General features: G+C 72.1%; 20 protein-coding genes. 10 read left to right on the forward strand and 10 right to left on the reverse strand.

Annotated elements, in window-relative coordinates:
• Positions 1–5 precede the first annotated feature (5 nt).
• From cydB to AB0C27_RS17205, 3 genes are all read right to left on the reverse strand, one after another.
• Entirely contained in the window at positions 6–884 is an 879-nt protein-coding gene (gene cydB / locus AB0C27_RS17195; RefSeq protein WP_357844539.1) for a cytochrome d ubiquinol oxidase subunit II, read from the reverse strand.
• A gap of 10 nt (positions 885–894) precedes the next feature.
• The gene (locus AB0C27_RS17200) at positions 895–2,250 is read right to left on the reverse strand and encodes a cytochrome ubiquinol oxidase subunit I (RefSeq protein ID WP_357844542.1); all 1,356 of its coding nucleotides are present in this window, start codon (positions 2,248–2,250) and stop codon (positions 895–897) included.
• Positions 2,251–2,447: 197 nt separating this feature from the next.
• Positions 2,448–3,362 (reverse strand): polysaccharide deacetylase family protein, encoded by a 915-nt coding sequence (locus AB0C27_RS17205; protein WP_357844545.1) that lies wholly within the window; start codon positions 3,360–3,362, stop codon positions 2,448–2,450.
• Positions 3,363–3,457: 95 nt separating this feature from the next.
• Between AB0C27_RS17205 and AB0C27_RS17210 the strand changes: the two genes are divergently transcribed.
• Genes AB0C27_RS17210 through AB0C27_RS17225 form a run of 4 tightly spaced genes read left to right on the forward strand, consistent with a single transcriptional unit; the run spans position 3,458 to position 6,341 of the window.
• Positions 3,458–4,189 (forward strand): carbon monoxide dehydrogenase subunit G, encoded by a 732-nt coding sequence (locus AB0C27_RS17210; protein WP_357844547.1) that lies wholly within the window; start codon positions 3,458–3,460, stop codon positions 4,187–4,189.
• Positions 4,190–4,245: 56 nt separating this feature from the next.
• Positions 4,246–5,142, forward strand: a complete 897-nt coding sequence (locus AB0C27_RS17215; protein WP_357844550.1) for a hypothetical protein — start codon at positions 4,246–4,248, stop codon at positions 5,140–5,142.
• A gap of 48 nt (positions 5,143–5,190) precedes the next feature.
• Positions 5,191–5,862, forward strand: a complete 672-nt coding sequence (locus AB0C27_RS17220; protein ID WP_357844553.1) for a DsbA family oxidoreductase — start codon at positions 5,191–5,193, stop codon at positions 5,860–5,862.
• Positions 5,863–5,921: 59 nt separating this feature from the next.
• A complete protein-coding gene (locus AB0C27_RS17225) occupies positions 5,922–6,341 on the forward strand; it encodes a MarR family transcriptional regulator (RefSeq protein WP_346110626.1) in 420 nt (139 codons plus the stop codon).
• Here AB0C27_RS17225 and AB0C27_RS17230 read toward each other — a convergent pair.
• Positions 6,298–6,972 (reverse strand): thymidine kinase, encoded by a 675-nt coding sequence (locus AB0C27_RS17230; RefSeq protein ID WP_357844557.1) that lies wholly within the window; start codon positions 6,970–6,972, stop codon positions 6,298–6,300. The two genes, AB0C27_RS17225 and AB0C27_RS17230, sit on opposite strands and share 44 nt — an antisense overlap.
• 76 nt (positions 6,973–7,048) lie before the next feature.
• On the opposite strand from AB0C27_RS17230, the gene AB0C27_RS17235 reads away from it, so the two are divergent.
• From AB0C27_RS17235 to AB0C27_RS17245, 3 genes are read left to right on the forward strand one after another with little or no spacing between them, the layout of a single operon-like run.
• The gene (locus AB0C27_RS17235; protein ID WP_357844560.1) at positions 7,049–7,432 is read left to right on the forward strand and encodes a hypothetical protein; all 384 of its coding nucleotides are present in this window, start codon (positions 7,049–7,051) and stop codon (positions 7,430–7,432) included.
• A gap of 6 nt (positions 7,433–7,438) precedes the next feature.
• Positions 7,439–9,439 carry a hydantoinase/oxoprolinase family protein gene (locus AB0C27_RS17240; protein WP_357844563.1) on the forward strand — a complete coding sequence of 667 codons (2,001 nt, stop codon included), beginning with the start codon at positions 7,439–7,441 and terminating at the stop codon, positions 9,437–9,439.
• Positions 9,432–11,240 (forward strand): hydantoinase B/oxoprolinase family protein, encoded by a 1,809-nt coding sequence (locus AB0C27_RS17245; protein ID WP_357844566.1) that lies wholly within the window; start codon positions 9,432–9,434, stop codon positions 11,238–11,240. Before AB0C27_RS17240 ends, AB0C27_RS17245 begins: the two co-directional genes overlap by 8 nt.
• Positions 11,241–11,271: 31 nt before the next feature.
• On the opposite strand, the gene AB0C27_RS17250 is transcribed toward AB0C27_RS17245, so the two are convergent.
• Positions 11,272–12,165, reverse strand: a complete 894-nt coding sequence (locus tag AB0C27_RS17250) for an NAD(P)-dependent oxidoreductase (protein WP_357844569.1) — start codon at positions 12,163–12,165, stop codon at positions 11,272–11,274.
• A 70-nt stretch (positions 12,166–12,235) separates the two neighbouring features.
• Here AB0C27_RS17250 and AB0C27_RS17255 point away from each other — a divergent pair, with 70 nt between their 5' ends.
• Entirely contained in the window at positions 12,236–12,919 is a 684-nt protein-coding gene (locus AB0C27_RS17255) for a histidine phosphatase family protein (protein ID WP_357844571.1), read from the forward strand.
• 7 nt (positions 12,920–12,926) lie between these two features.
• On the opposite strand, the gene AB0C27_RS17260 is transcribed toward AB0C27_RS17255, so the two are convergent.
• A complete protein-coding gene (locus AB0C27_RS17260; RefSeq protein ID WP_357844574.1) occupies positions 12,927–13,457 on the reverse strand; it encodes a hypothetical protein in 531 nt (176 codons plus the stop codon).
• Positions 13,458–13,534: 77 nt separating this feature from the next.
• Here AB0C27_RS17260 and AB0C27_RS17265 point away from each other — a divergent pair, with 77 nt between their 5' ends.
• Both AB0C27_RS17265 and AB0C27_RS17270 read left to right on the forward strand, forming a co-directional pair.
• On the forward strand, positions 13,535–14,692 hold the full coding sequence (locus AB0C27_RS17265) for a CoA transferase (protein WP_357844577.1): 1,158 nt from the start codon (positions 13,535–13,537) through the stop codon (positions 14,690–14,692).
• 74 nt (positions 14,693–14,766) lie between these two features.
• Complete coding sequence (locus tag AB0C27_RS17270) at positions 14,767–16,251, forward strand: carboxyl transferase domain-containing protein (RefSeq protein WP_357844580.1); 1,485 nt, start codon at positions 14,767–14,769, stop codon at positions 16,249–16,251.
• On the opposite strand, the gene AB0C27_RS17275 is transcribed toward AB0C27_RS17270, so the two are convergent.
• From AB0C27_RS17275 to AB0C27_RS17290, 4 genes are read right to left on the reverse strand one after another with little or no spacing between them, the layout of a single operon-like run.
• Positions 16,248–18,203, reverse strand: a complete 1,956-nt coding sequence (locus tag AB0C27_RS17275; RefSeq protein ID WP_357844582.1) for a hypothetical protein — start codon at positions 18,201–18,203, stop codon at positions 16,248–16,250. The genes AB0C27_RS17270 and AB0C27_RS17275 overlap by 4 nt on opposite strands.
• On the reverse strand, positions 18,200–18,679 hold the full coding sequence (locus AB0C27_RS17280; protein ID WP_357844585.1) for a sigma-70 family RNA polymerase sigma factor: 480 nt from the start codon (positions 18,677–18,679) through the stop codon (positions 18,200–18,202). The genes AB0C27_RS17275 and AB0C27_RS17280 overlap by 4 nt, the downstream gene beginning before the upstream one ends.
• Before the next feature lie 51 nt (positions 18,680–18,730).
• Positions 18,731–19,123, reverse strand: a complete 393-nt coding sequence (locus tag AB0C27_RS17285) for a hypothetical protein (RefSeq protein WP_346110638.1) — start codon at positions 19,121–19,123, stop codon at positions 18,731–18,733.
• Complete coding sequence (locus AB0C27_RS17290; protein WP_357844588.1) at positions 19,120–19,566, reverse strand: hypothetical protein; 447 nt, start codon at positions 19,564–19,566, stop codon at positions 19,120–19,122. Before AB0C27_RS17290 ends, AB0C27_RS17285 begins: the two co-directional genes overlap by 4 nt.
• Positions 19,567–19,573: the final 7 nt, after the last annotated feature.

Consider the following 19,573-nt stretch of genomic DNA (forward strand, 5'->3'; position numbering starts at 1 on the left):
GTGGGTCAGGCGGGCACCTTGATCCGCTTCCTGAACACCCAGTACGTCCACCCCTGGTAGACCATGATGAACGGCAGCGTGATCAGCCCGATCCAGGTCAGCATGGTCAGCGTGTAGTCGCCGGAGGCCGCCTCGGCCAGGGTCAGCCCCGGCAGCGGCCGTACCCGCAGCTCCATGAAGACCGCCAGCGTGGTCAGCACGATCGCGCCCGCCGTGGCCGTGAACGCCCAGCCCTCCCTGCGCCGCCAGATCAGCGCCGTGGCCGCGGCCAGCGCCGCCATCGCGGCCAGGGCCGGAGCCGTGCCCAGGCCCGACAGGGCGAAGACGGCCACCGGGATCGTCACGGCGCCGGCGGCCATGGCGACGGTCCGCGCGCGGCGGCGCACCGGGCCCGTGGTCCGCAGCGCCAGGAAGACCGCGCCGTGCAGTGCGCACACCGCCAGCGTGAACGCGCCGCCGAGCAGGGCGGGGGCGACGCCGCCGAACAGCAGCGAGGCGAAGATCGCACCCCACAGGAACGCCGGGAGCGCGCTGCCCACCACGATGCCGAGGTCGCACCAGACCGGGTGCGTCACCTTGCCGCGCCACTCCAGCCCGACGCCGCGCACGATCAGCCCGGCCAGGACCAGCGTCACGGGCAGGTAGAAGGAGCTGAACAGACCCGCGTACCAGACGGGGAAGGCGGCGAACATGGCGCCGACCGCGGTGATCAGCCACACCTCGTTGCCGTCCCACACCGGGCCGATGGTCGCCAGGCCGGCGCGCTGCTCCTCGCCGTTCCTGCTCACCAGCGGCGCCACCATGCCGACGCCGAAGTCGAAGCCCTCAAGGACGAAGTAGCCGGTCCAGAGGAAGGCGATGACGGCGAACCACAACTCGATCATTGTCTGCTCCTCAGTACATCAGGGACGGCTCGCGCCGCTCGGCCGCGGGCAGCGGCGCCCGTTCCGCAACGCCCGTGCGGACGTGCCTGGTCAGCAGCACGGTCTCGGCCACCGCAAGCGCGCTGTAGAGAAGGGTGAAGAGGGTCAGCGAGGTGGCCACCTCGGCCAGGGAGACGCCCGGCGACACGCTGGAGGCCGTCAGCAGCTCGCCGGCGACCGTCCACGGCTGGCGGCCGATCTCGCTGAGCAGCCAGCCGGCGGTCACCGCGACCAGTGGCAGCGGCAGCGACGCCAGCAGCGCCCGCGAGAGCCACACGGGGAAGGGACGCCGGCGGCGGGTCAGCCACAGCCCGAGCACCGACAGGCCCACCGTGGACAGCCCGAACACGATCATCACCCGGAACGACCAGAACACGATCGTCTGGTCCGGCCGGTAGTCGCCGGGGCCGAACTGCCGCTCGAAGCGCCGCTGCAGGTCCTCGATGCCCTGGACGGTGGCGCCCGGGTCGTTCGTGGCCAGGAAGCTGAGCACGGCGGGGATCTCGATGCCGGGGGCGAGGCTGAACGGCGCTGCGGCGGTGTCGCGTTCGAGGCCCTCGGCCGAGGCCAGCTTCATCGGTTGCTGCTCGTACATGAGCTTGGCGGAGGTGTCGCCGGTGGCCGCGACGAGCACTCCCGCGACGGCCGTCATCACCAGCGCCGCGCGGGCCGCGCCGCGCCACATCTCGCCCCCGCCGGTACGCCGCGTCCGCAACATCCAGTAACCGCACACCGCCAGCACGAACCCGCCCGCCACGATGAACGCCGCCCCGATCACGTGCGGGACCTGGGCCAGCGCCGTGGAGTTGGTCAGCACCGCCCACAGGTCGGTCATCCTGGCCCTGCCGTCCACGACCTCGTAGCCCACCGGGTGCTTCATCCAGGCGTTGGCCGCGAGGATGAAGTAGGCCGAGATGTTGGAGCCGATGGCCGCCGCCCAGATGCAGGCCAGGTGCGCCCGCTTCGGCAGCCGGTCCCAGCCGAAGATCCACAGGCCCAGGAACGTCGACTCCATGAAGAACGCCAGCAGCGCCTCCATGGCCAGCGGCGCCCCGAAGACGTCGCCCACGAAGACGGAGTACTCGCTCCAGTTCATCCCGAACTGGAACTCCTGCACGATGCCGGTCACCACGCCCATGGCGAAGTTGATCAGGAACAGCTTTCCGAAGAACTTCGTCAGCGTCAGGTACTGCTCCTTGCCCGTGCGGTGCCAGGCCGTCTGCAGGCCGGCCACGAAGATCCCGAGACCGATGGTCAAGGGCACGAACAGAAAGTGGTAGACGGTGGTCACCCCGAACTGCCACCGCGCAAGGTCTAGTGCGTCCATACTCCCCGCCGACTCCCTGAGCTCTACAAGCTGTAGTACATCTACCCCCAGTAGTACTACAAGCTGTAGAGCAATGGGATGCGTTCTTGGTCACATCCCTTTTTGCTGGATTTCTGATCGCTGTCGAGGATCGCGCGTGCGGGCCCTCCTGCGCGTCCCCCGCCGGGCTGACAAGCGGGTACGCCGTGCGGCGGACCTCAGCGAATCCGGGCGGCGGCCAGGTACGCCTGAAGGTTCCCCAGCTCGTAGCCGCGCCGCCGGATCTTGCCGACCAGGACGCGGAAGTCCCTCGCGAGGTTCGGGCGGAAGTGCATCAGCAGGATGTCGCCGGGGCGCAGCCGCTTGTCGGGCACCTGGTAGGCGATCTTGCCGCCCGGCTGCACGGTCGCGGTCCACAGCAGCACGGCCGTCACGCCGCAGCTCCTGGCGGCCATGAGCGTGTCGGTGTTGTAGGCGCCGAACGGCGGGCGGAACAGCGTGGGCCGCGTGCCGACCTGCTTGCCGATGAGCTTGGCGGCGCCGCAGATCTCCCTCCGCTGGGCGTCGCGGCCGAGGAGGCGGAGGTCGGGATGGGTGAGGGTGTGGTTCTCGACGGGGACCCCCGCGTCCCGCAGTTGCCGGAAATATCCCCACTTGCCGGCGCCGACGTAACGGGCCCGGCCGCCCGCCTCGTCCGGGGTGCCCTTGGCCTCGACCGCGTCGCGCATGGCGAAGGCCGTGACCGGGATGCGCTGGTCGCGGATCTGCGCGGCGAAGCCGGGGTCCTGCTCCCAGCCGTCGTCGATGGTCAGGAAGACGACCTTGCGCTTGGTGGGGAGGGAGCTGATCACGGGCGGGAGGTCGCCGTCGTGCTCGATCGGGCGCACCTCACCCGCCCGGGGTTTCACACCGGGCGGGCCGGCCGGCGGCTCGCCGGTCGGCTGTCCGGAAGAGGGTGCTGTGGAGGGTGCCTTCGCGGGAGTCGTCGGGGTCGCCGATCCGGATGCGCCGGTGCCGGTCCCCGCCGGCGCGCAGGCCGCCAGGATCACGAGATACGCCCCGCCGACCGCCCGTCCGGCGGCCGCGCCGATCGGCCCGCCGATCACCCCGTACGTCCTCCGCCCCCTGCGCATGGGGCACCATCTTGCCAGTCCTGATCATGGCGCCGGGCCCGCGTCTGGCAGGTGTTGCCCTTATCGGGCCGTCCCCGTCTGCCTAAAGTGGCCCCATGAAGGTGGCGGGCAGCGCCGTGATCGGCGTGAACAGGGACCAGGCGTGGACGGCACTGCGGGATCCGGAGGTGCTGGTGCGCACCATTCCGGGATGCGAGCGGCTGGAGGAGACGGGGCCGGACACGTACCGGATGACGGTCAACGCGGGGGTGGCCTCCATTAAGGGCGTCTACCAGGGAGAGGTCTCGCTGGGCGACCCGCTGGCGCCGGAGAGCTTCACGCTGCGGGCGTGCGGGCAGGGCGCGCCGGGGACCGTGGACGCGACCGTCCAGGTCCGGCTGAGCGAGGTCGACGGCGGGACGCGGGTCGACTACGACGCCGAGGCCGTGATCGGCGGCATGATCGGCGGGGTCGGGCAGCGGATGCTGGGCGCGGCGGCCAGGCGGACGGCGGCGGAGTTCTTCTCGGCCGTCGATGAGCACCTGCGCGCGCCCGCCGAGATCTGCGAGCCCGTGCCCAACGGCACGACCGTCACGCCCGCCACGCCTGCCGCGCCGGGCGCGCTCGCCCAGCAGGACCGGCCCGGCGATCCCGCCCAGCCCGTGCAGGCGCAGCGAGCAGCGGGGGCGGCGGGAGCGGCGGGGACGGTTTATGAGCGGCCCGCCGCGCGGCACGCCGAGACCCGCCCGTGGGTGATGCTGGCCTCCTTCGGCATGGGCGCGGGCGTCGCGCTCGCGGGGGCGGCGGTGGGCTGGCTGCTCGGGCGCGGATGGCGGCGCGACGCCTGAGGGTGGTGGCGTCGCGGACTCTCGCGGAAAAGGATCTCCCGGCGTAGCGTGGCGGTATGCGGCAGGCACATGCTGAAGACGCACGGACCGAGGCCAGGCGAGTCGTACACAACCTGCTGGGCGAGGACCGCCCGACGGCCGAGATGCTGATCGGCGACGTGCGCCCCGTGCTCGGCGACGACCGCACCAGGCGCACGCTCGACCTGGCCCTCGGCGCCCAGCTCACCAGGCGCTCGGCGGAGCTGGCCGCCATCGCCGCGCTGCTGGTCGGCACCCGGGAGCTGGGCGAGGAGTGGTGGGGCAGGTCCAGGGGCGGCAAGCTGCCCGCGCCCGACGAGGTGGTGCGCACGGCCGTCGCGATCGAGCCGTGGACCGATCTGACCGCGCTGGAGATGCTCGCCGCCTGGATCGCCGACGACGCCGCGGACCAGCTCTGGGGCGCGCCCGTCGCGCAGGTCGACCTCAACTCCTGGCAGGCCGAGGACCGCTTCGACCTGCCGCCTGACGTCCGGCCGGGTCAGCGGCTCGTCGTGCACTTCGACGCGGGCGGCAGGCTCGACGCGGTCGTCGCCCGCAGGGCCGACGAGGAGCTCGGCTCCAACCTCGACTTCCAGTCGCTGCGTTACTCCCGCCCGGCCGAGGCCCAGTGGAGCTGGGGCGTGGCGGCCGGGCTCGGGCCGCACCGGCTGCCGGGGGAGAGCCCCGACCCCTACGCGCGCGAGGTGTCCTCCGCCGCCGCGGACGTGCTGCGCGCGTGGGCGATGCGCCACGGGGCCACCCGCGAGCAGCTCGGCGAGAGCTGGCGGACCGTGGGCGACGTGGTGGCCGCCATCGAGCGGGTGGACTGGATGTGGCGCAGCGGTGAGTGGTTCGGCTGGTGGCGCGGGGCTTCGGCGCTGGTCGACGATTCCGCGTACCTGCCGTACCGGCTGGAGGAACTGGCCGCCGGATAGGAAGCACGGGATAGGAATCAACGGCGGGCGGCGGCGGTTGAGGCCGACATGAAGGTGGAGATTTTCTCTGACGTCGTGTGCCCGTGGTGCTACATCGGCCACGCCAGGTTCACCAAGGCCGCCGAGCGGTTCCGTGACAAGGGCGGCTCGATCGAGGTGACGATGCGGCCGTTCCAGCTCAACCCGGACGCCCCGGCGAAGGGCGAGCCGCTGATCCCGTCGATGGAGCGCAAGTTCGGGCCCAACGCCCGCCAGATGATCGAGCGGGTCGTCGGCACCGCCGCCGAGGAGGGCCTGGAGCTCGACTACGACCGGGCGCTCAACTCGACCACCGTGCGGGCCCACCGCCTCATCGAGGTGGCCGGCCGGCAGGGGCTCGGCGAGGAGATGGCCGAGCGGCTGTTCCGCGCCTACTTCACCGAGGGCCGCGACGTGGCCGACGCCGGTGTGCTGGCCGAGCTGGCCGCCGAGGTGGGCGTGACCGACACGGGAGAGGGGGCAGAGGAGGTGCGCGAGCAGCTGGCCAGGGCCCGCTCGCTCGGCATCAGCGGGGTGCCGCTGTTCCTGTTCGAGGGCAAGTACGCCGTGTCGGGCGCGCAGCCGGTCGACGCCTTCGCCGCCGCGATCGACGAGGTGGCCGAGCGTACCGGCCAGACGCCGATCACCCAGCTTGCCGCGCCGGCCGAAGGCTGCGACGACGACGGCGTCTGCGCGGTCTGAGCGTCGCCGGAGTTCTCGGCGGGTGGAGATGGGTGGGAGACGGGTGGGAGAATCGCAGGGTGTCGAGACGTCGCCTTGGTTATCTGCTCAAGCACGCCAACCTGCGCCTGACCGAGCTGACGGGAGCGGCGCTGGAGCCGTACGGGATCGACGGGCGTGAGTTCGCAGTGCTCGCGCTGCTCGACTCGCCCGCGCCGATGTCGCAGCTCGACGCGGCCAGGCGGCTCGGGATCGACCGCACCACGATGGTGGCGATGGTCGACGCGCTGGAGCGCAAGGACCTCGTGCGCCGCCGCCCGCACCCCGACGACCGGCGCAAGAACGTGGTCGAGCCGACGGAGCGCGGGCACGAGACGCTGGGCGTGGCCAGGATCGCCGTGGACGCGGCGGAGGAGGAGTTCCTGTCCTCGCTGTCCGGCGGCGACGCCGGGCTCCTCAGAGACGTCCTGGAGCGCCTGGTCCCGCCTCCAGCGGGCTGAGCGCGCCCTCCCCGAGCCGGCCTGCCCGGTGGTGGCGGCGGCACAACACCTGATAGCGCACGTGCGCGGCGTCGGTGTCGCCGATCACCACCTGCTCGCCGGTACGCGCCATCGCCCCGCCCACGATCCTGGCGTTCAGCTGGCCGGGCCGCCCGCACCAGCACAGCACCTCGACCTGCAGCCGGCACACCTCGTCGGCCAGCTCGAACAGCCGCTGCGCGGCCGGGAACATCACCGACCTGAAGTCCGAGGCCAGCCCGAAGGCGTAGACGTCCACGCCGTGGCCGTCCACCAGGTCGGCCAGCTGCTCGATCTGCTCGACGGTGTAGAAGCAGGCCTCGTCGCAGATGAGGTAGTCGACGCGGTCGTGCGCGGTCACCAGCCGGACCAGGTCGAGGGAGTCCACCACCTCGATGGCCTCAAGGCCGAGCCCTATCCTGCTGGTCACCTTCGGGCCGCCGGAGCGGTCGTGCTTGGTCAGCACGAGGCCACGCCGGCCCTGCCGTCCGTGGTTGTAGTTCATCTGGAGCGCCAGCGTGGACTTCCCGCAGTCCATGGGGCCGAAGTAGAACTTCAGTACGGCATCCCTGGCTCCAGAGGGCACGGCGGACAAGGCAGACAGTTCAGTCACGGGCCGCCAGCTTAGTGGCTTGGCTTGTCCCATGACCTCGTGGGACATTTTGTCCCCTGAGTATCTGGAGGAATCAGTGGTCACCGACAATTCCCCGTCCCGGCCGGAGTCGCTCGACGCGATGATGACCCCGGACGACCTCACGGCCGCCCAGGCGGACGCCACCCGATGGCGGTACGGCTTCCTCGTGGTCGTGGCGGGTATCCTCGCGGTCCTGGTCGCCTTCGGCGCCGCCGTGTTCGCCACCGGGGAGTTCGCCGCGCTCTTCGCGGGAGTCGCGGGGGTGATCGGTACCATTATCGGGGCATACTTCGGCGTTCAGGCGGGGCAGTCAGGAAAGGCGAGGGTGGAGGCCGAGCTGGCCCGTTCCCAGGAGATGGTGGTCAGGCTGGCGGCCTACGTCGGCACACAGAACGCGCCCCGAGTCATCGACGAAGTGCTCGGCCGGCGCCGAAGCTGAGGAGTCATGCGTAGCGTCCGTATCGGTGTCGACACCGGAGGAACGTTCACCGACATTGTGGCGGTGGACGAGGAGACCGGTGAGATCCTCACCACGAAGACCCCCTCGACCCCCGCGAACCCGGCCGACGGGTTTCTCGCGGGCATCGAGAAGCTGGGCCGGCTCGACGCCGGCGCCATCGTGCACGGCACCACCGTGGCCACGAACCGCCTGCTGGAAGACCGGATCGAAAGCCTCGGGTTCATCACGACCGAGGGGTTCGAGTTCATCCTGGAGATCGCCAGGCAGAGCGTGCCCGACGGCTACGGCAACTCCTACTTCTGGGTCAAACCGCCGAGGATCGTTCCCGTGCACCTGGTCAGGACCGTCGGCGGGCGGCTCGACCACCGGGGCGACGAGGTGTGGCCGTTCTCCGAGGAGCAGGCCGTGGAGGTGGCCCGCTGGTTCCGCGCCAAGGGCATCACCGCGATCGGGGTCTGCTTCCTGCACTCCTACGCCAACCCCGAGCACGAGCGCCGCATGCGCGAGGTGCTGTGGCGCGAGCACCCGGAGGCGGTGATCTCGTTGTCGAGCGACGTGCTGCGCGAATACCGCGAGTACGAGCGCTCGGTCACCACCCTGGTCGACGCCGCCGTCAAGCCGGCCATGCGCGGCTACATCGCCAACCTGTCCACCCGGCTCGGCAAGCCGTTCTCGGTGATGAAGTCCAACGGCGGCATCCTGTCCGCCCGCGAGGTCGTCAACCAGCCCATCACCACGGTCCTGTCGGGCCCGGCGGCCGGCGCGCTCGGCGCGGCGCTCATCGCCTCGACGGCCGGGCACGAGTCGGTGATCACCCTCGACGGCGGCGGCACCTCGACCGACGTGGCCGTGGTGATCGACGGCGAGCCGTCCATCACCACCGAGGGCTCCGTCGGCCGCTACCCGTGCAAGATCCCGATGATCGACATCATCACGGTCGGCGCCGGCGGCGGCTCGATCGCCTGGATCTCGCCCGAGGGCACGCTCAAGGTCGGGCCCAAGTCCGCGGGCGCCGACCCCGGCCCGCTCTGCTACGGCAAGGGCGGGACCGAGGTGACGGTGACGGACGCGCACGTGTTCCTCGGCCGGGTCCCGCCCCACCTGCTCGGCGGGGAGATCCCGCTGGACGTCGAGGCCGCGCGCACCGGCGTCAAGGCGCTGGCCGACAAGCTCGGCCTCACCCCCGAGCGCACGGCGACCGGGATCCTGGAGATCAGCGCGTTCAACCAGAGCAACGCCATCAGGCAGCTCACCGTCAAGCGCGGGCTGGACGTGCGGGACTTCCCGCTGGTGACCTTCGGCGGTTCCGGGCCGCTGCTGGCGTGCCGGCTGATCGACATCCTGGGCCTGCCGTCCGTGATCGTCCCGCGCGACCCGGGCAACGTCTCGGCGTTCGGGCTGCTCACGGTGGACGTCAAGAACGACTACGTCCGTACGTACGTCACCCGCGACCTCTCGCTCGGCAAGGCCGTCGAGATCTTCCACGACCTGGAGCATCAGGCGGGCGAGGCCCTCGACCGCGAGGGCTTCGCCGACCCGGTCTACCAGCGCAGCGCCGATCTGCGGTACTACGGCCAGGCGTACGAGGTCCGCGTGCCCGCCCCCGCCGGCGAGATCGACGACGAGTGGCAGGCCGAGGTGGTCTCCCGCTTCCACGAGGCCCACGAGAAGCTCTACGGCTACGCCTACCGCGACGACCCGCGCCACGGCGTCGAATGGGTCAACCTGCGCGTCTCCGGCATCGGCCCCATCACCCGCCCGGTCATCAGGCGGCTGGAGAAGGCCGGCGACGGGGCCACCTCGGTCCGTCCCGTGCACTTCGACGAGACTCGCGACACCCCGATCCACCAGCGCTCCGCGCTCGGGCCCGGCGCCACGGTGCAGGGGCCCGCGGTGATCGAGGAGTACGGCTCGACGATTCCGATCCATCCGGGCTTCACGGCAAAGGTGGACGAATACGGAAATGTGGAGATAAGTCGTGACTGATCCCATCCTGGTGGAGATCGTGGAAGGCACGCTGGCCTCCGTCGAGAAGGAGGTCGAGACCGCCATCGCGCGTACGGCCCGCTCGCCGATGATCCGCGACGCCCACGACTTCCGCGCGGGCATCCACGACGCCCGCCTGCGCAAGCTCACCGGCCGCTCCTACAGCGCGCTCGTCCAGCCCGTCGTGCGCGACTTCCCGATCGAGACGATGAAGCCGGGCGACGTCTACTTCCACAACGACGTCTACCTGTCGGAAGGCGGCATCGGTCACCTGCCCGACCTGTGCGTCACCGTGCCCGTCTTCCACGAGGACGAGGTGGTCGCGTTCGTGCAGGCGTTCGGCCACCACGACGACATCGGCGGCGCGGTCCCCGGCTCCATGCCCTCCCATGCCCGTTCGGTCTACGAAGAGGGCCTGATGGTCCCGCCGATCAAGCTGTGGGACGCCGGCGAGCCCAACGAGGCCGCGCTGCGCATCATGACGCGCAACTCGCGCATGCCCGACTCGCTGGCGGGCGACCTGGACGCGGAGTGCTCGGCCTGCCTGATGGGCGCGCGGCGGCTCGGTGAGCTGTTCGAACGCTACGGCAAGCAGGCCGTGCAGGAGTGCTTCGACGCCATCATCGACAAGACGACCGAGACGTTCCGCAGGGAGCTGCTGGCCAAGATCCCCGAGGGCACGTACGTGTGGGAGGACTACGCCGAGCACGACGGCGTGGACGAGCCCCGCCTGCACGCCCAGCGCATCACGCTCACCGTCGACCACGCCGCCGACTCGCCGCTGACCATCGACTTCACCGGCACCTCGCCGCAGGCCAAGGGGCCGATCAACCACGCGGGCGACTACGCCGACGGGGTGTTCCTGAAGAAGTGGCTGGCCCCGGTGCTGCGCAACCTGGCCGACACGCCGGAGCGCATGGCGGAGCTGGACGTCAACGAGGGCGTCGTGCCGCTGATCAAGATGATCTTCCCGGAGAAGGGCACGCTGCTCACCCCGGTCTTCCCCGCGCCCACCAACGCCCGCACGTTCGTCATCCTGCGCCTGCTCGGCGTGCTGGCGGGCGTGCTGGCCAAGGCGACCGGCGGGCGCATGCCGGCCGACCAGGAGACCATCCGCTACACCGGCGTCCACGGCGTCGACGCGGAAGGGGCCCCGTACCTGATGCGGGAGGTCCTGGGCGGCGGCTCGGGCGGGCGCTGGTACGCCGACGGCGAGGACACCATCCACGTGGTGCCCGACTCGCGCAACATCCCGGTCGAGTTCGCCGAGGCCAGGTGGCCGTTCCGGGTCGAGCGGCTGGCGCTGGCCTGCGACTCCGGCGGGCCGGGGATGTACCGGGGCGGGCTCGGCTACGACAAGCACATCCGGATGTTGCGCGACGCGTCGTACATGTCGATCGCCGACCGCTCGATCCTGTCCTGCTGGGGCGTCAACGGCGGCCTGGCCGGGCGGCCGTTCCGCGTCGAGATCGCGGGCAAGGAGATGGAGGGGCTGGTCGACGACCACCAGGTGCAGGCGGGCGAGCTGATCAGGATCCGCACCACCGGTGGCGGCGGCTGGGGCTCCCCGTACGACCGCGACCCCCGCGCGGTGGCGGCAGACGTGCGCGACGGGAAGGTGTCGATCGCCGGGGCCCTCGGCGACTACGGCGTGGTGCTCGACGGCGACCGCATCGACGAGCAGGGCACGGCCGAGCTCCGCGCCCGCCTGCGGCCCCCGGCCGACCGCTTCTTCGACCGGGGCCCCGGCTACGCCAAGCTCTCCGGCGGCCGGCCGCACGCGGACGTGGACGAGCTCTAAGGGGCGTGCCCGAGCCGCGCGGGCCCGCCCCTCACGGCCCGTCCGGTCGCGTGTCCCGCTCGGGGTCGAAGGCGGCGAAGTACGTCGCCGCCATGTCCTCGTCGCCGTGCCCGGCCGCCTCGGCCCGGCGGAAGCGCTCGCCGGCGGCGGCCACCAGGTCGAGCCTGACCCCGGCCGTCTCGCCCGCCCTGGTGATGAGGCGGGTGTCCTTCTCGGCGTTGCGCACCGAGAAGGACGGCGTGAAGTCGCCCTCCAGGAGGGCCTTCGACTTGGCCTGGAAGTACGCGCTGTCCATCGGCCCGCCGGCGATCACCTGCCGCACCAGGTCGGGATCGAGCCCGAGCCCCTCTGCCAGGGAGAGCGCCTCGGCGATGACGGCGGTCATCGAGATGCCGACGCTGACCGTGGCCATCTTCAGCTTGGTGCCCGCGCCGCCGGAGCCGTCCTCGCCGAGCCAGAGCGTCCGCTGCCCGACCGCCGCGAACACCGGCTCCAGCGCCTGCCTGGCCGCCTGCGGACCCGCCGCCAGGATGACCAGCTTGCCCTGCTCCGCCGGTTGCCTGGTGCCCTGCACCGGCGCGTCCACGAACGTCAGCCCGTGCGCCCCGGCCAGCGCGGCCAGCCGCCCGACCGCGTCGACGCCGACCGTGCTCATCTGCGCCCACACCTGCCCGGGCCGCAGCCCCGGCGCGGCGGCGGAGATCGCGTCGTGCACGGCGTCACCGTCGCTCAGCATGGTGACGATGACGTCGGCGCCCTCGACCGCCCCGGCCGGCGAGTCCGCGACCACCACGCCGTCGGCCTCCAGCGGCAGGGCCTTGTCCCTGGTACGGTTCCACGCGCGCACGCGCAGGCCCGCCCCGGCCAGATTGCGGGCCATGGGCAGCCCCATGAGCCCGGCTCCGAGAACCGCGACAACACTCATGGGATCACGATATGCCGGGCGGTCCGGCTCGCTCGGCCGGGGGTGAACGGCGGCGTGTGAGGATGAGAGCATGGGCGTCGCGCGGATCATGGCGGTACGACACGGGGAGAGCGAGGCCAACCTGGCCTACCAGCGGGCCGGCGACACGCCGCTCGTCTACGAACGCGGCGACGACGAGGTGGGCCTGACCGGGCTGGGCCGGGCCCAGGCGGCGGCGCTCGGCCGGCTGCTCGCCGCCCTGCCTCCCGGAGAGGTGCCCGAGCTGGTCTGGTGCTCGCCCTACCGGCGCGCGCTCGACACCTGGGAGCTGGCCCTGGCGTCGTGGGGCGGCCCGCCGCCGCCCGTCACCGTGGACGAACGGCTCAGGGACCAGGAGGCGGGGCTGCTCGCGCCCTACAACCTGGCCGCGATCGGCGAACGGTTCCCCGAGGAGCTGGCCCGCAGGCGATCCGAGGGCGAATACTCCTACCGGCCGCCAGGCGGCGAGTCGCTCGCCGACGTCGTGCTCAGGCTCCGCGCCTTCGTGCACGACCTGGACGGGCGCGCGGACGGGCGGCGGGTGCTGATCGTCGCGCACGACTCGGTGGTGCTCGGGCTGCGCCACGTCATCGCCGGGGGTCCCGACGCGGAGCTCGCGGCGGTGCTGGACTTCGCGCCCGTGCTGAACGCGTCCGTCTCGATCTGGCACACCGGCGGCGCCGGGTTCGAGCTCGTCAGCTTCAACGACATCACCCACCTCGCCCCTTGGCCTTGAGGACACATCACGTTTCGACGACGAGATCGGCGCGTTCGCGGGTGCGATCGGCGGCGAACCATGCCTGTTCGGCCTTGAACCATTCCCGCCACCGGGGCTCCAGCTCCGGCCCGTCCCGCTCCAGCACGCGCCGCAGCCGTACCGTCTCACCGGCCTCCACCCACACGACGTAGGCCAGCAGCTCCGCCACCGACGCCCGCGCCGTGCCGACGCCCTCGACGACCAGAACGGGCGCCACGGGCACGGCGACCTCCTCGGCGTACGTCCCGCGCACCCAGTCGTACCTGCGGAAACCGCCGGGCAGGCCGTTCCGCAGCGGCTCCAGCACCTGGGCCTCCAGGGCGTGGAACCAGGCGCCAGGCCCCTCCTCCCACGGCACGGGGAAGTCGTCGCTGTGCACGACCTGGCAGCCCAGGTCGGCCGCCAGCCGATTCGCGAACGTCGTCTTGCCCGCCCCCGCAGGCCCGTCCACGGCGACGAGGCGCACGGGACCGCACGAGGGCCGCAGGCGCCTGATGCGCTCGGCCGGCTCAATCATCGACCCAGGGTAGGTGACGCGGGGCGGCCTCCTGAGAGAATGTTCTTTCACCCCGAACGCAAGGAGGAGGCTGGATCTTGCTCGGACCCCTCGGTGACATCGTCGTGCTCGATCTGTCCAGGGCCCTGGCCGGCCCGCACGCCGCGCAGATGCTCGGTGACCTGGGCGCTCGGGTGATCAAGGTAGAGCATCCGGACGGGGGCGACGAGTCACGCGGCTGGGGGCCGCCCTTCGTCGGGCCTGATAGCGAAATTTCCACTTATTTCCTGGCAGCCAACCGCAACAAGCAGTCCATCGCCGTCGATCTGAAGTCCGCCGAGGGCAAAGAGCTCATCGAACGCCTCGTGCGCCAGAGCGACGTGCTCGTCGAGAACTTCCGTACCGGTGTGCTCGACCGCCTCGGCTTCTCCGTCGAGCGCCTGCACGAGCTCAACCCGCGCCTGGTCATCCTGTCGATCACCGGCTTCGGCCACGACGGCCCGGAAGGGGGCCGCCCCGGCTACGACCAGATCGCCCAGGGGGAGGGCGGCCTGATGTCGCTGACCGGGCCATCGGCCGACGAGCCCTACCGCGTCGGCGCCTCCATCGCCGACCTGCTGGCCGGCATCCACGGCGCGTACGGCGTGGCCGGCGCCCTCTACGAGCGCGAGCGCACCGGCAGGGGCAGGGTGGTGCGCACCTCGCTGCTCGCCGCGATCACCGGCGTCCACTCCTACCACGGCACCGCCTGGACGGTCGGCGGCAAGGTGCCCGCCGCGAGCGGCAACCACCACGCCTCCATCACCCCCTACGGCGCCTTCCGCTGCGCCGACGGCATGCTGCAGATCGCCGCCGCGAACGAGGGCCAGTGGCGCAAGGTGGCCGCGCTGCTCGGCATCGACCCGGCCCAGGCGCGCTACGCCACCAACAGGGACCGGTTCGAGCACCGCGACGAACTCGCCGCCGACATGGAGAAGGCCCTCGGAGCCCACGACCGCGCCCACTGGCTGGCCAGGCTCGGCGAGGCGGGCGTGCCGGCGGGCGCGATCAGGTCGCTGGACGAGGTCTACACCTGGGACCAAACCCGCTCGCAGGGCCTGGTCGTCGAGGTGGAGCACCCCGTACTGGGCAAGATCGAGCTGCCAGGGCCGCCGCTGCGGTTCGACGGGCTGACCGGGATCGAGCACACCGCGCCGCCCATGCTCGGCCAGGACGGCGACGCGGTGCTCGCCTGGCTGGAAGAACGTGAACGATGATCGGAAATCGGCGGCACCGTCGAGGGCGCTCGTGCGTCAACATTTCAGCGTTGACCGACAACTAGGGAGCGATAGTGAGCCGTCCGGACGCGCGCACACTGATCGACACGGTCCTCGACCGGGGGTCGTGGAAGTCGTGGGACGTGCCGCCCGCCGATCCGGCCGAGCCCGGCTCCTCCTACGCCGACGAGCTGGCCGCGGCCCGCGTCAAGTCCGGCTACGACGAGGCCGTGATCACCGGTGAGGGGCTGCTCGACGGCCGCAGGGTGGCCGTCGCCGCGTGCGAGTTCTCCTTCATGGCGGGCTCGATCGGGGTCGCCGCGGCCGAGCGGTTCACCGCGGCCGTCGAGCGGGCCACCCGCGAGGGGCTGCCCATGCTGGCCGCGCCGGCCTCGGGCGGGACCCGCATGCAGGAGGGCGCGCTCGCGTTCGTCCAGATGGTGAAGATCACCGCGGTGATCCAGGCGCACCGGGCGGTCGGCCTGCCCTACCTCGTCTACCTGCGCCATCCGACGACGGGCGGGGTGTTCGCGTCCTGGGGCTCGCTCGGGCACGTCACGGCGGCCGAGCCTGAGGCGCTGATCGGGTTCATGGGGCCGAGGGTGTTCGAGTCGCTGCACGGCTACCCGTTCCCCGAGGGCGTCCAGGTCTCGGAGAACCTGCACCGCAAGGGCCTGCTCGACGCGGTCGTCTCGGCCGGCGACGCGCGGGAGATCGCCATCAGGGCGCTGGCCGTGCTCGCCGCCGACAAGTCCGGCATCGTCGCGGGCGAGCCGCCAGAGGAGGACCTGCGGCCGGTGGAAGCGTGGGAGGCGATCACCCGTTCCCGCCGCGACGACCGGCCGGGCGTCCGTACGCTGCTCAAGCTCGCCGCCTCCGACGTGACCCCGCTCAGCGGCACGGGGGAGGGCGAGAACGAGCCAGGGTTGCTGCTGGCGCTGGCCAGGTTCGGCACCGCGCCGGCCGTGGTGCTCGGCCAGGACCGGCGGCTCCAGCGCACCAACTCGCCGCTCGGCCCCGCCGGGCTGCGCGTGGCCAGGCGCGGCATGCGGCTGGCCGCCGAGCTCGGGCTGCCCCTGGTCACCGTGGTCGACACGGCGGGGGCCGACCTGTCGAAGGCGGCCGAGGAGGGCGGGCTGGCCGCCGAGATCGCCCGCTGCCTGGCCGAGCTGGTCATGCTCGACGCGCCGACCGTCTGCCTGCTGCTCGGCGAGGGCGCGGGCGGCGCCGCGCTGGCGCTGCTGCCCGCCGACCGGGTGCTGTGCGCGCAGCACGCCTGGCTGTCGCCGCTGCCGCCCGAGGGCGCCTCGGCCATCCTCTACCGCTCGGTCGACTTCGCCCCCGAGATCGCCCAGGCGCAGCGCATCCGCGCCACCGACCTGCGCCGCGACGGCATCGTGGACCGGGTCATCCCCGAGGTGCCCGACGCCGCCTACGAGCCCAGGCAGTTCTGTGAGCGGGTGGGGCGGGCGCTGGAGTACGAGATCGCGCAACTGCTGCGGGTGAGCCCGGCGGACCGTTTCACGGCCCGCCAGGCCCGCTTCCGCAACCTCGGCTAGGAGGGCTTGTCCTGCGTCATGGGCCCGTCCTGCCACAGCTTCGTGCCGGCGGCGTCGTAGCCCGTGATGGACATGCCGGCCGCGAACTGGGCGCCCTTCGGGATCGGCGCCGCGAACAGCGTGACGCCCTGGTCCCACTGGTCGGGCACGGCGTCCATGGTCACGGTGAGGCCGTTGGAGGTGCGCAGCTCGACCCTGGCCGTGCCGGCGGGGCCGTAGCCGTACCAGGCGGTGGCGCCGTAGGACCAGCGCACCGGCCGTTCGGCGGTGAGCAGGTCGCTCAGCCTCTCGCCGGGCAGCGGCCCGGGCAGCGACGGCGACGGCTCGCCGTGCTCGAAGAAGGCCAGGCAGCTCGGCTCGGCGACCAGGACCGTCACCCCCGCGGCCAGGCTCTGGCGGCCGGCCTCCGTCCCCACGGCCTTGCGCCCGCAGGAGGGGTTCGTCTCCGGATACCGGTCGACGCGCCCGTCCTTCGTCCGCACCGTGAAGCCGACGAGCACCGCGTCGCCGTTCGGGACCGTGACGTGCCAGATCCGGGCCGGTGTGCCCTTGCCGCGCAGGAAGGCCGCGTCGAGCCGGCGCCCGTCGGACAGCACCGCCCGCACCGACTCCCAGCTCTCGCCGGCCACTCCGATGTACGTGGTGGAGCCCGGCGCCGGCAGGTAGGTGACCGCCTTCAGCGGATGCGGCGAGTTCTTCGTGGCGCCGCCCTGGCACCTCACACCGCCCCCTGGCGAGGAGTCTCCTGACAGGCAGATCGTCGTCCTGCCCGGGCCCACGGCATCGCTGAACCAGGTACGCAGGCCGCCCGGGAGCGTCATCACCTCACCGGCGGCGGGGATGGCGTCCGCCACGGCGCCCTCCTTGTCGGTCTGGCGCCAGAGCTCGGCCCCGCCCGCGTCGAAGGCGACCACCTCGGAGCCCTCCCGCCAGGCGCCCACGGGGTTCTCCCCGGCGAACAGCGCCACGCCGAGGCCCCAAGGATCGGGCCGGGTCACGAAATCGTTCGAGGCGCCGCCGGGGAAGGTGATCGTGACCCTGGCGACATCCGCGCGGGCGATGCCCGTGATCACGTTCTCCTCCATGCCCGGGATGACCGCGTTCCGTGCCAGCGCTTTCACCGGCGCCGACGCCAGGTGCGCGCCGTGCCGTGACCAGGTCACCTCGGTGTCCCGGCCCTGCCGGTACGGCCGCGCCGTGACCCCGGCGGGCAGGTCCACGGGCGCGCCGGCGGCCGTGCCGAGCTGCTGCCCTGTGAGCCGCTCGCGTGACTCCTCGCCCAGGGCCCGGCCCTGGTCGTCCACGAGTTCGATCTTCGCCATCGCGTGCCGGGCCGGGTAGGTCACGGTCCAGAGCCGGTACGGCGCGCCCTCGGGCCGCAGCACCGTCCCGGAGAACTTCTCGCCGTCGGCGGCGACGCCGGTGACGCCTCCCACGCCCGGCAGTGCCACCCCCCAGTCCATGGCGGTCTCGGCTCCGTCCCGCAGGGTGCTGCCGACGAACCAGCCCTCGGTGATCACCTCGTCCGTGATGGGCGAACAGCCGCCGTACGGGTCCAGGTCGGCCCCCTCCACGACGAAGCACAGCTCGCGGTAGCCCGCCTTCGCCGTGGCGAACCAGAGCCGCAGCGGCCGGTCCTCCGTCGGGTTGTCCACGGTGACCTCTTCGCCGGCCGCGGTCCTGTCCTGCATGAGCCGTTCGTGCACGGCGTCGGCGTCGGACGCCGCGTCCCCGTCCCGTCCTCCGCCGAGCCATACAGGCACGAGCCCCGTCACCAGCGCTGTCACCAGCGCTGCCAGCAGCGTCACCGGCACCGCGGCGACCAGCGTGCGGCCGGCCAGGCGCCGCCACGGGCGGCGCTCCCGCATGCGGGCCCAGGCGTCCGGCCGGGTCTCGAAGGTCTGCGCCCGGGCGTCGAACGCGGCCCGCAGCCGCTCTTCCAGCTCGTTCACCGGTCATCCTCCTTCAGCGCCCGGCCCAGGGCCGCCAGCGCCCGGCTGGCGTGGGTCTTCACCGATCCCGGCGAGACGCCCATGGCATCGGCGATCTCGCGTTCCGACAGGTCCAGCCAGTAACGCAGGACGAGCGCCTCGCGCTGGCGGCGCGGCAGGCGGTCCACGGCCGCGAGCAGTTCCCTGTGCTCCTCGGAGACCAGGACGGCTTGCTCGCTGCTGCGTACGGGCTCCGGCGGGTCGGGGCGGCGCAGCCGGACGAGGCGCAGGTGGCGCAGGCGGTTACGGGTCAGGTTGCAGACGGTCGAGCGCAGGTAGGCCAGGGCGGCCCCGTCGTCGCGCAGCCGTCTGGTGTGCAGCCGGGAGAACGCCTCCTGGGCGATGTCCTCGGGGTCATCCGCGCCGAGCAGCCCGGCCAGCCGTACCAGCGAGTGGTAGTGGGCCGCGAACAACTCGGCGGACGACGGCTGCGTCATGGTCGCAGTCTCGATCACACCCTAGAGACACCCGCGGCGGCGGCCGGTTGACTAGGGGACCGGAATCCGTTCGACCCGGATCGAGAAGACCTCCTCGCGGGGCACCACGACCTCGTAGGCGCCGTGGTCGACCATCCAGTAGCCGAGCGCCTCGGCCTTCATGCCGCTGTGGCCGGTGTAGGCGATGTGCAGCCCGTCGTCGTCCTCGTCGAGGACGATGCACGGCTCGCCGCCGAACGCGCCCACGGTGCGGATCAGCACCAGCCACTCGACCTGCGCCCTGGGCACGACCCGGCGCCAGTAGCCGGAGGCGGGCTCGAAGCCGTCGAGCTCTTCCTCGCTGAACAGCACCACGTCGTTGCCGGGGCCGAGGGCGGCGGGCAGGGTGCGCTCGCCGAAGCGGGCCACGAAGCCGGAGGCGACCGGCGTGATCTCGTCGCTCATGCGGACGGCCGCCAGGTCAGCCCGTCGTAGCCGGCGAACGGCCGCTCGCCGTCTTCGGTGACATGGATGATCTCGGCCCCCGCAGGGATCGGCATCGGGACGGTGTGGAACTGCGGCACCACGTGCTCGGACGAGGTGGTGAACCCGTTGCCGGCGAAGGGCGGCGCGTCGCTCCAGTCACCCCCCATGTGGGGTCCGTACGGCACCGCGTAGGTGTCGACGTCGCGGGCCTGCCAGCGCATGAGATAGATCTCCGGCACCTCGGGGAACAGCTCCGATCCATCGAAGGACAGGTCGAGCCCGTGGTAGAGGGCCTCAGGGGTGGTCAGCCGGACGCAGTCCTGCACCCGGTAGACGTAGCCTGAGATGACCGTGCGCTTGCCCGACAGATATGGCACGAGCAGACGCGGCGGGACCACCTTCTGCATCTGCGTTCCGCTCACGCTACTA

The organism is Nonomuraea sp. NPDC048882 (assembly GCF_040649755.1).
GTDB classification, from domain to species: Bacteria; Actinomycetota; Actinomycetes; order Streptosporangiales; family Streptosporangiaceae; genus Nonomuraea; species Nonomuraea maheshkhaliensis.

What these genes read in the sequence shown, in the direction of transcription:
- AB0C27_RS17200 (WP_357844542.1), bottom strand. Translation starts at nt 2,250, where the DNA reads ATGGACGCACTAGACCTTGCGCGGTGGCAGTTCGGGGTGACCACCGTC.
- cydB (WP_357844539.1), bottom strand. Translation starts at nt 884, where the DNA reads ATGATCGAGTTGTGGTTCGCCGTCATCGCCTTCCTCTGGACCGGCTAC.
- AB0C27_RS17240 (WP_357844563.1), top strand. Translation starts at nt 7,439, where the DNA reads ATGCGTAGCGTCCGTATCGGTGTCGACACCGGAGGAACGTTCACCGAC.
- AB0C27_RS17220 (WP_357844553.1), top strand. Translation starts at nt 5,191, where the DNA reads ATGAAGGTGGAGATTTTCTCTGACGTCGTGTGCCCGTGGTGCTACATC.
- AB0C27_RS17210 (WP_357844547.1), top strand. Translation starts at nt 3,458, where the DNA reads ATGAAGGTGGCGGGCAGCGCCGTGATCGGCGTGAACAGGGACCAGGCG.
- AB0C27_RS17255 (WP_357844571.1), top strand. Translation starts at nt 12,236, where the DNA reads ATGGGCGTCGCGCGGATCATGGCGGTACGACACGGGGAGAGCGAGGCC.
- AB0C27_RS17260 (WP_357844574.1), bottom strand. Translation starts at nt 13,457, where the DNA reads ATGATTGAGCCGGCCGAGCGCATCAGGCGCCTGCGGCCCTCGTGCGGT.
- AB0C27_RS17215 (WP_357844550.1), top strand. Translation starts at nt 4,246, where the DNA reads ATGCGGCAGGCACATGCTGAAGACGCACGGACCGAGGCCAGGCGAGTC.
- AB0C27_RS17250 (WP_357844569.1), bottom strand. Translation starts at nt 12,165, where the DNA reads ATGAGTGTTGTCGCGGTTCTCGGAGCCGGGCTCATGGGGCTGCCCATG.
- AB0C27_RS17205 (WP_357844545.1), bottom strand. Translation starts at nt 3,362, where the DNA reads ATGCGCAGGGGGCGGAGGACGTACGGGGTGATCGGCGGGCCGATCGGC.
- AB0C27_RS17280 (WP_357844585.1), bottom strand. Translation starts at nt 18,679, where the DNA reads ATGACGCAGCCGTCGTCCGCCGAGTTGTTCGCGGCCCACTACCACTCG.
- AB0C27_RS17285 (WP_346110638.1), bottom strand. Translation starts at nt 19,123, where the DNA reads ATGAGCGACGAGATCACGCCGGTCGCCTCCGGCTTCGTGGCCCGCTTC.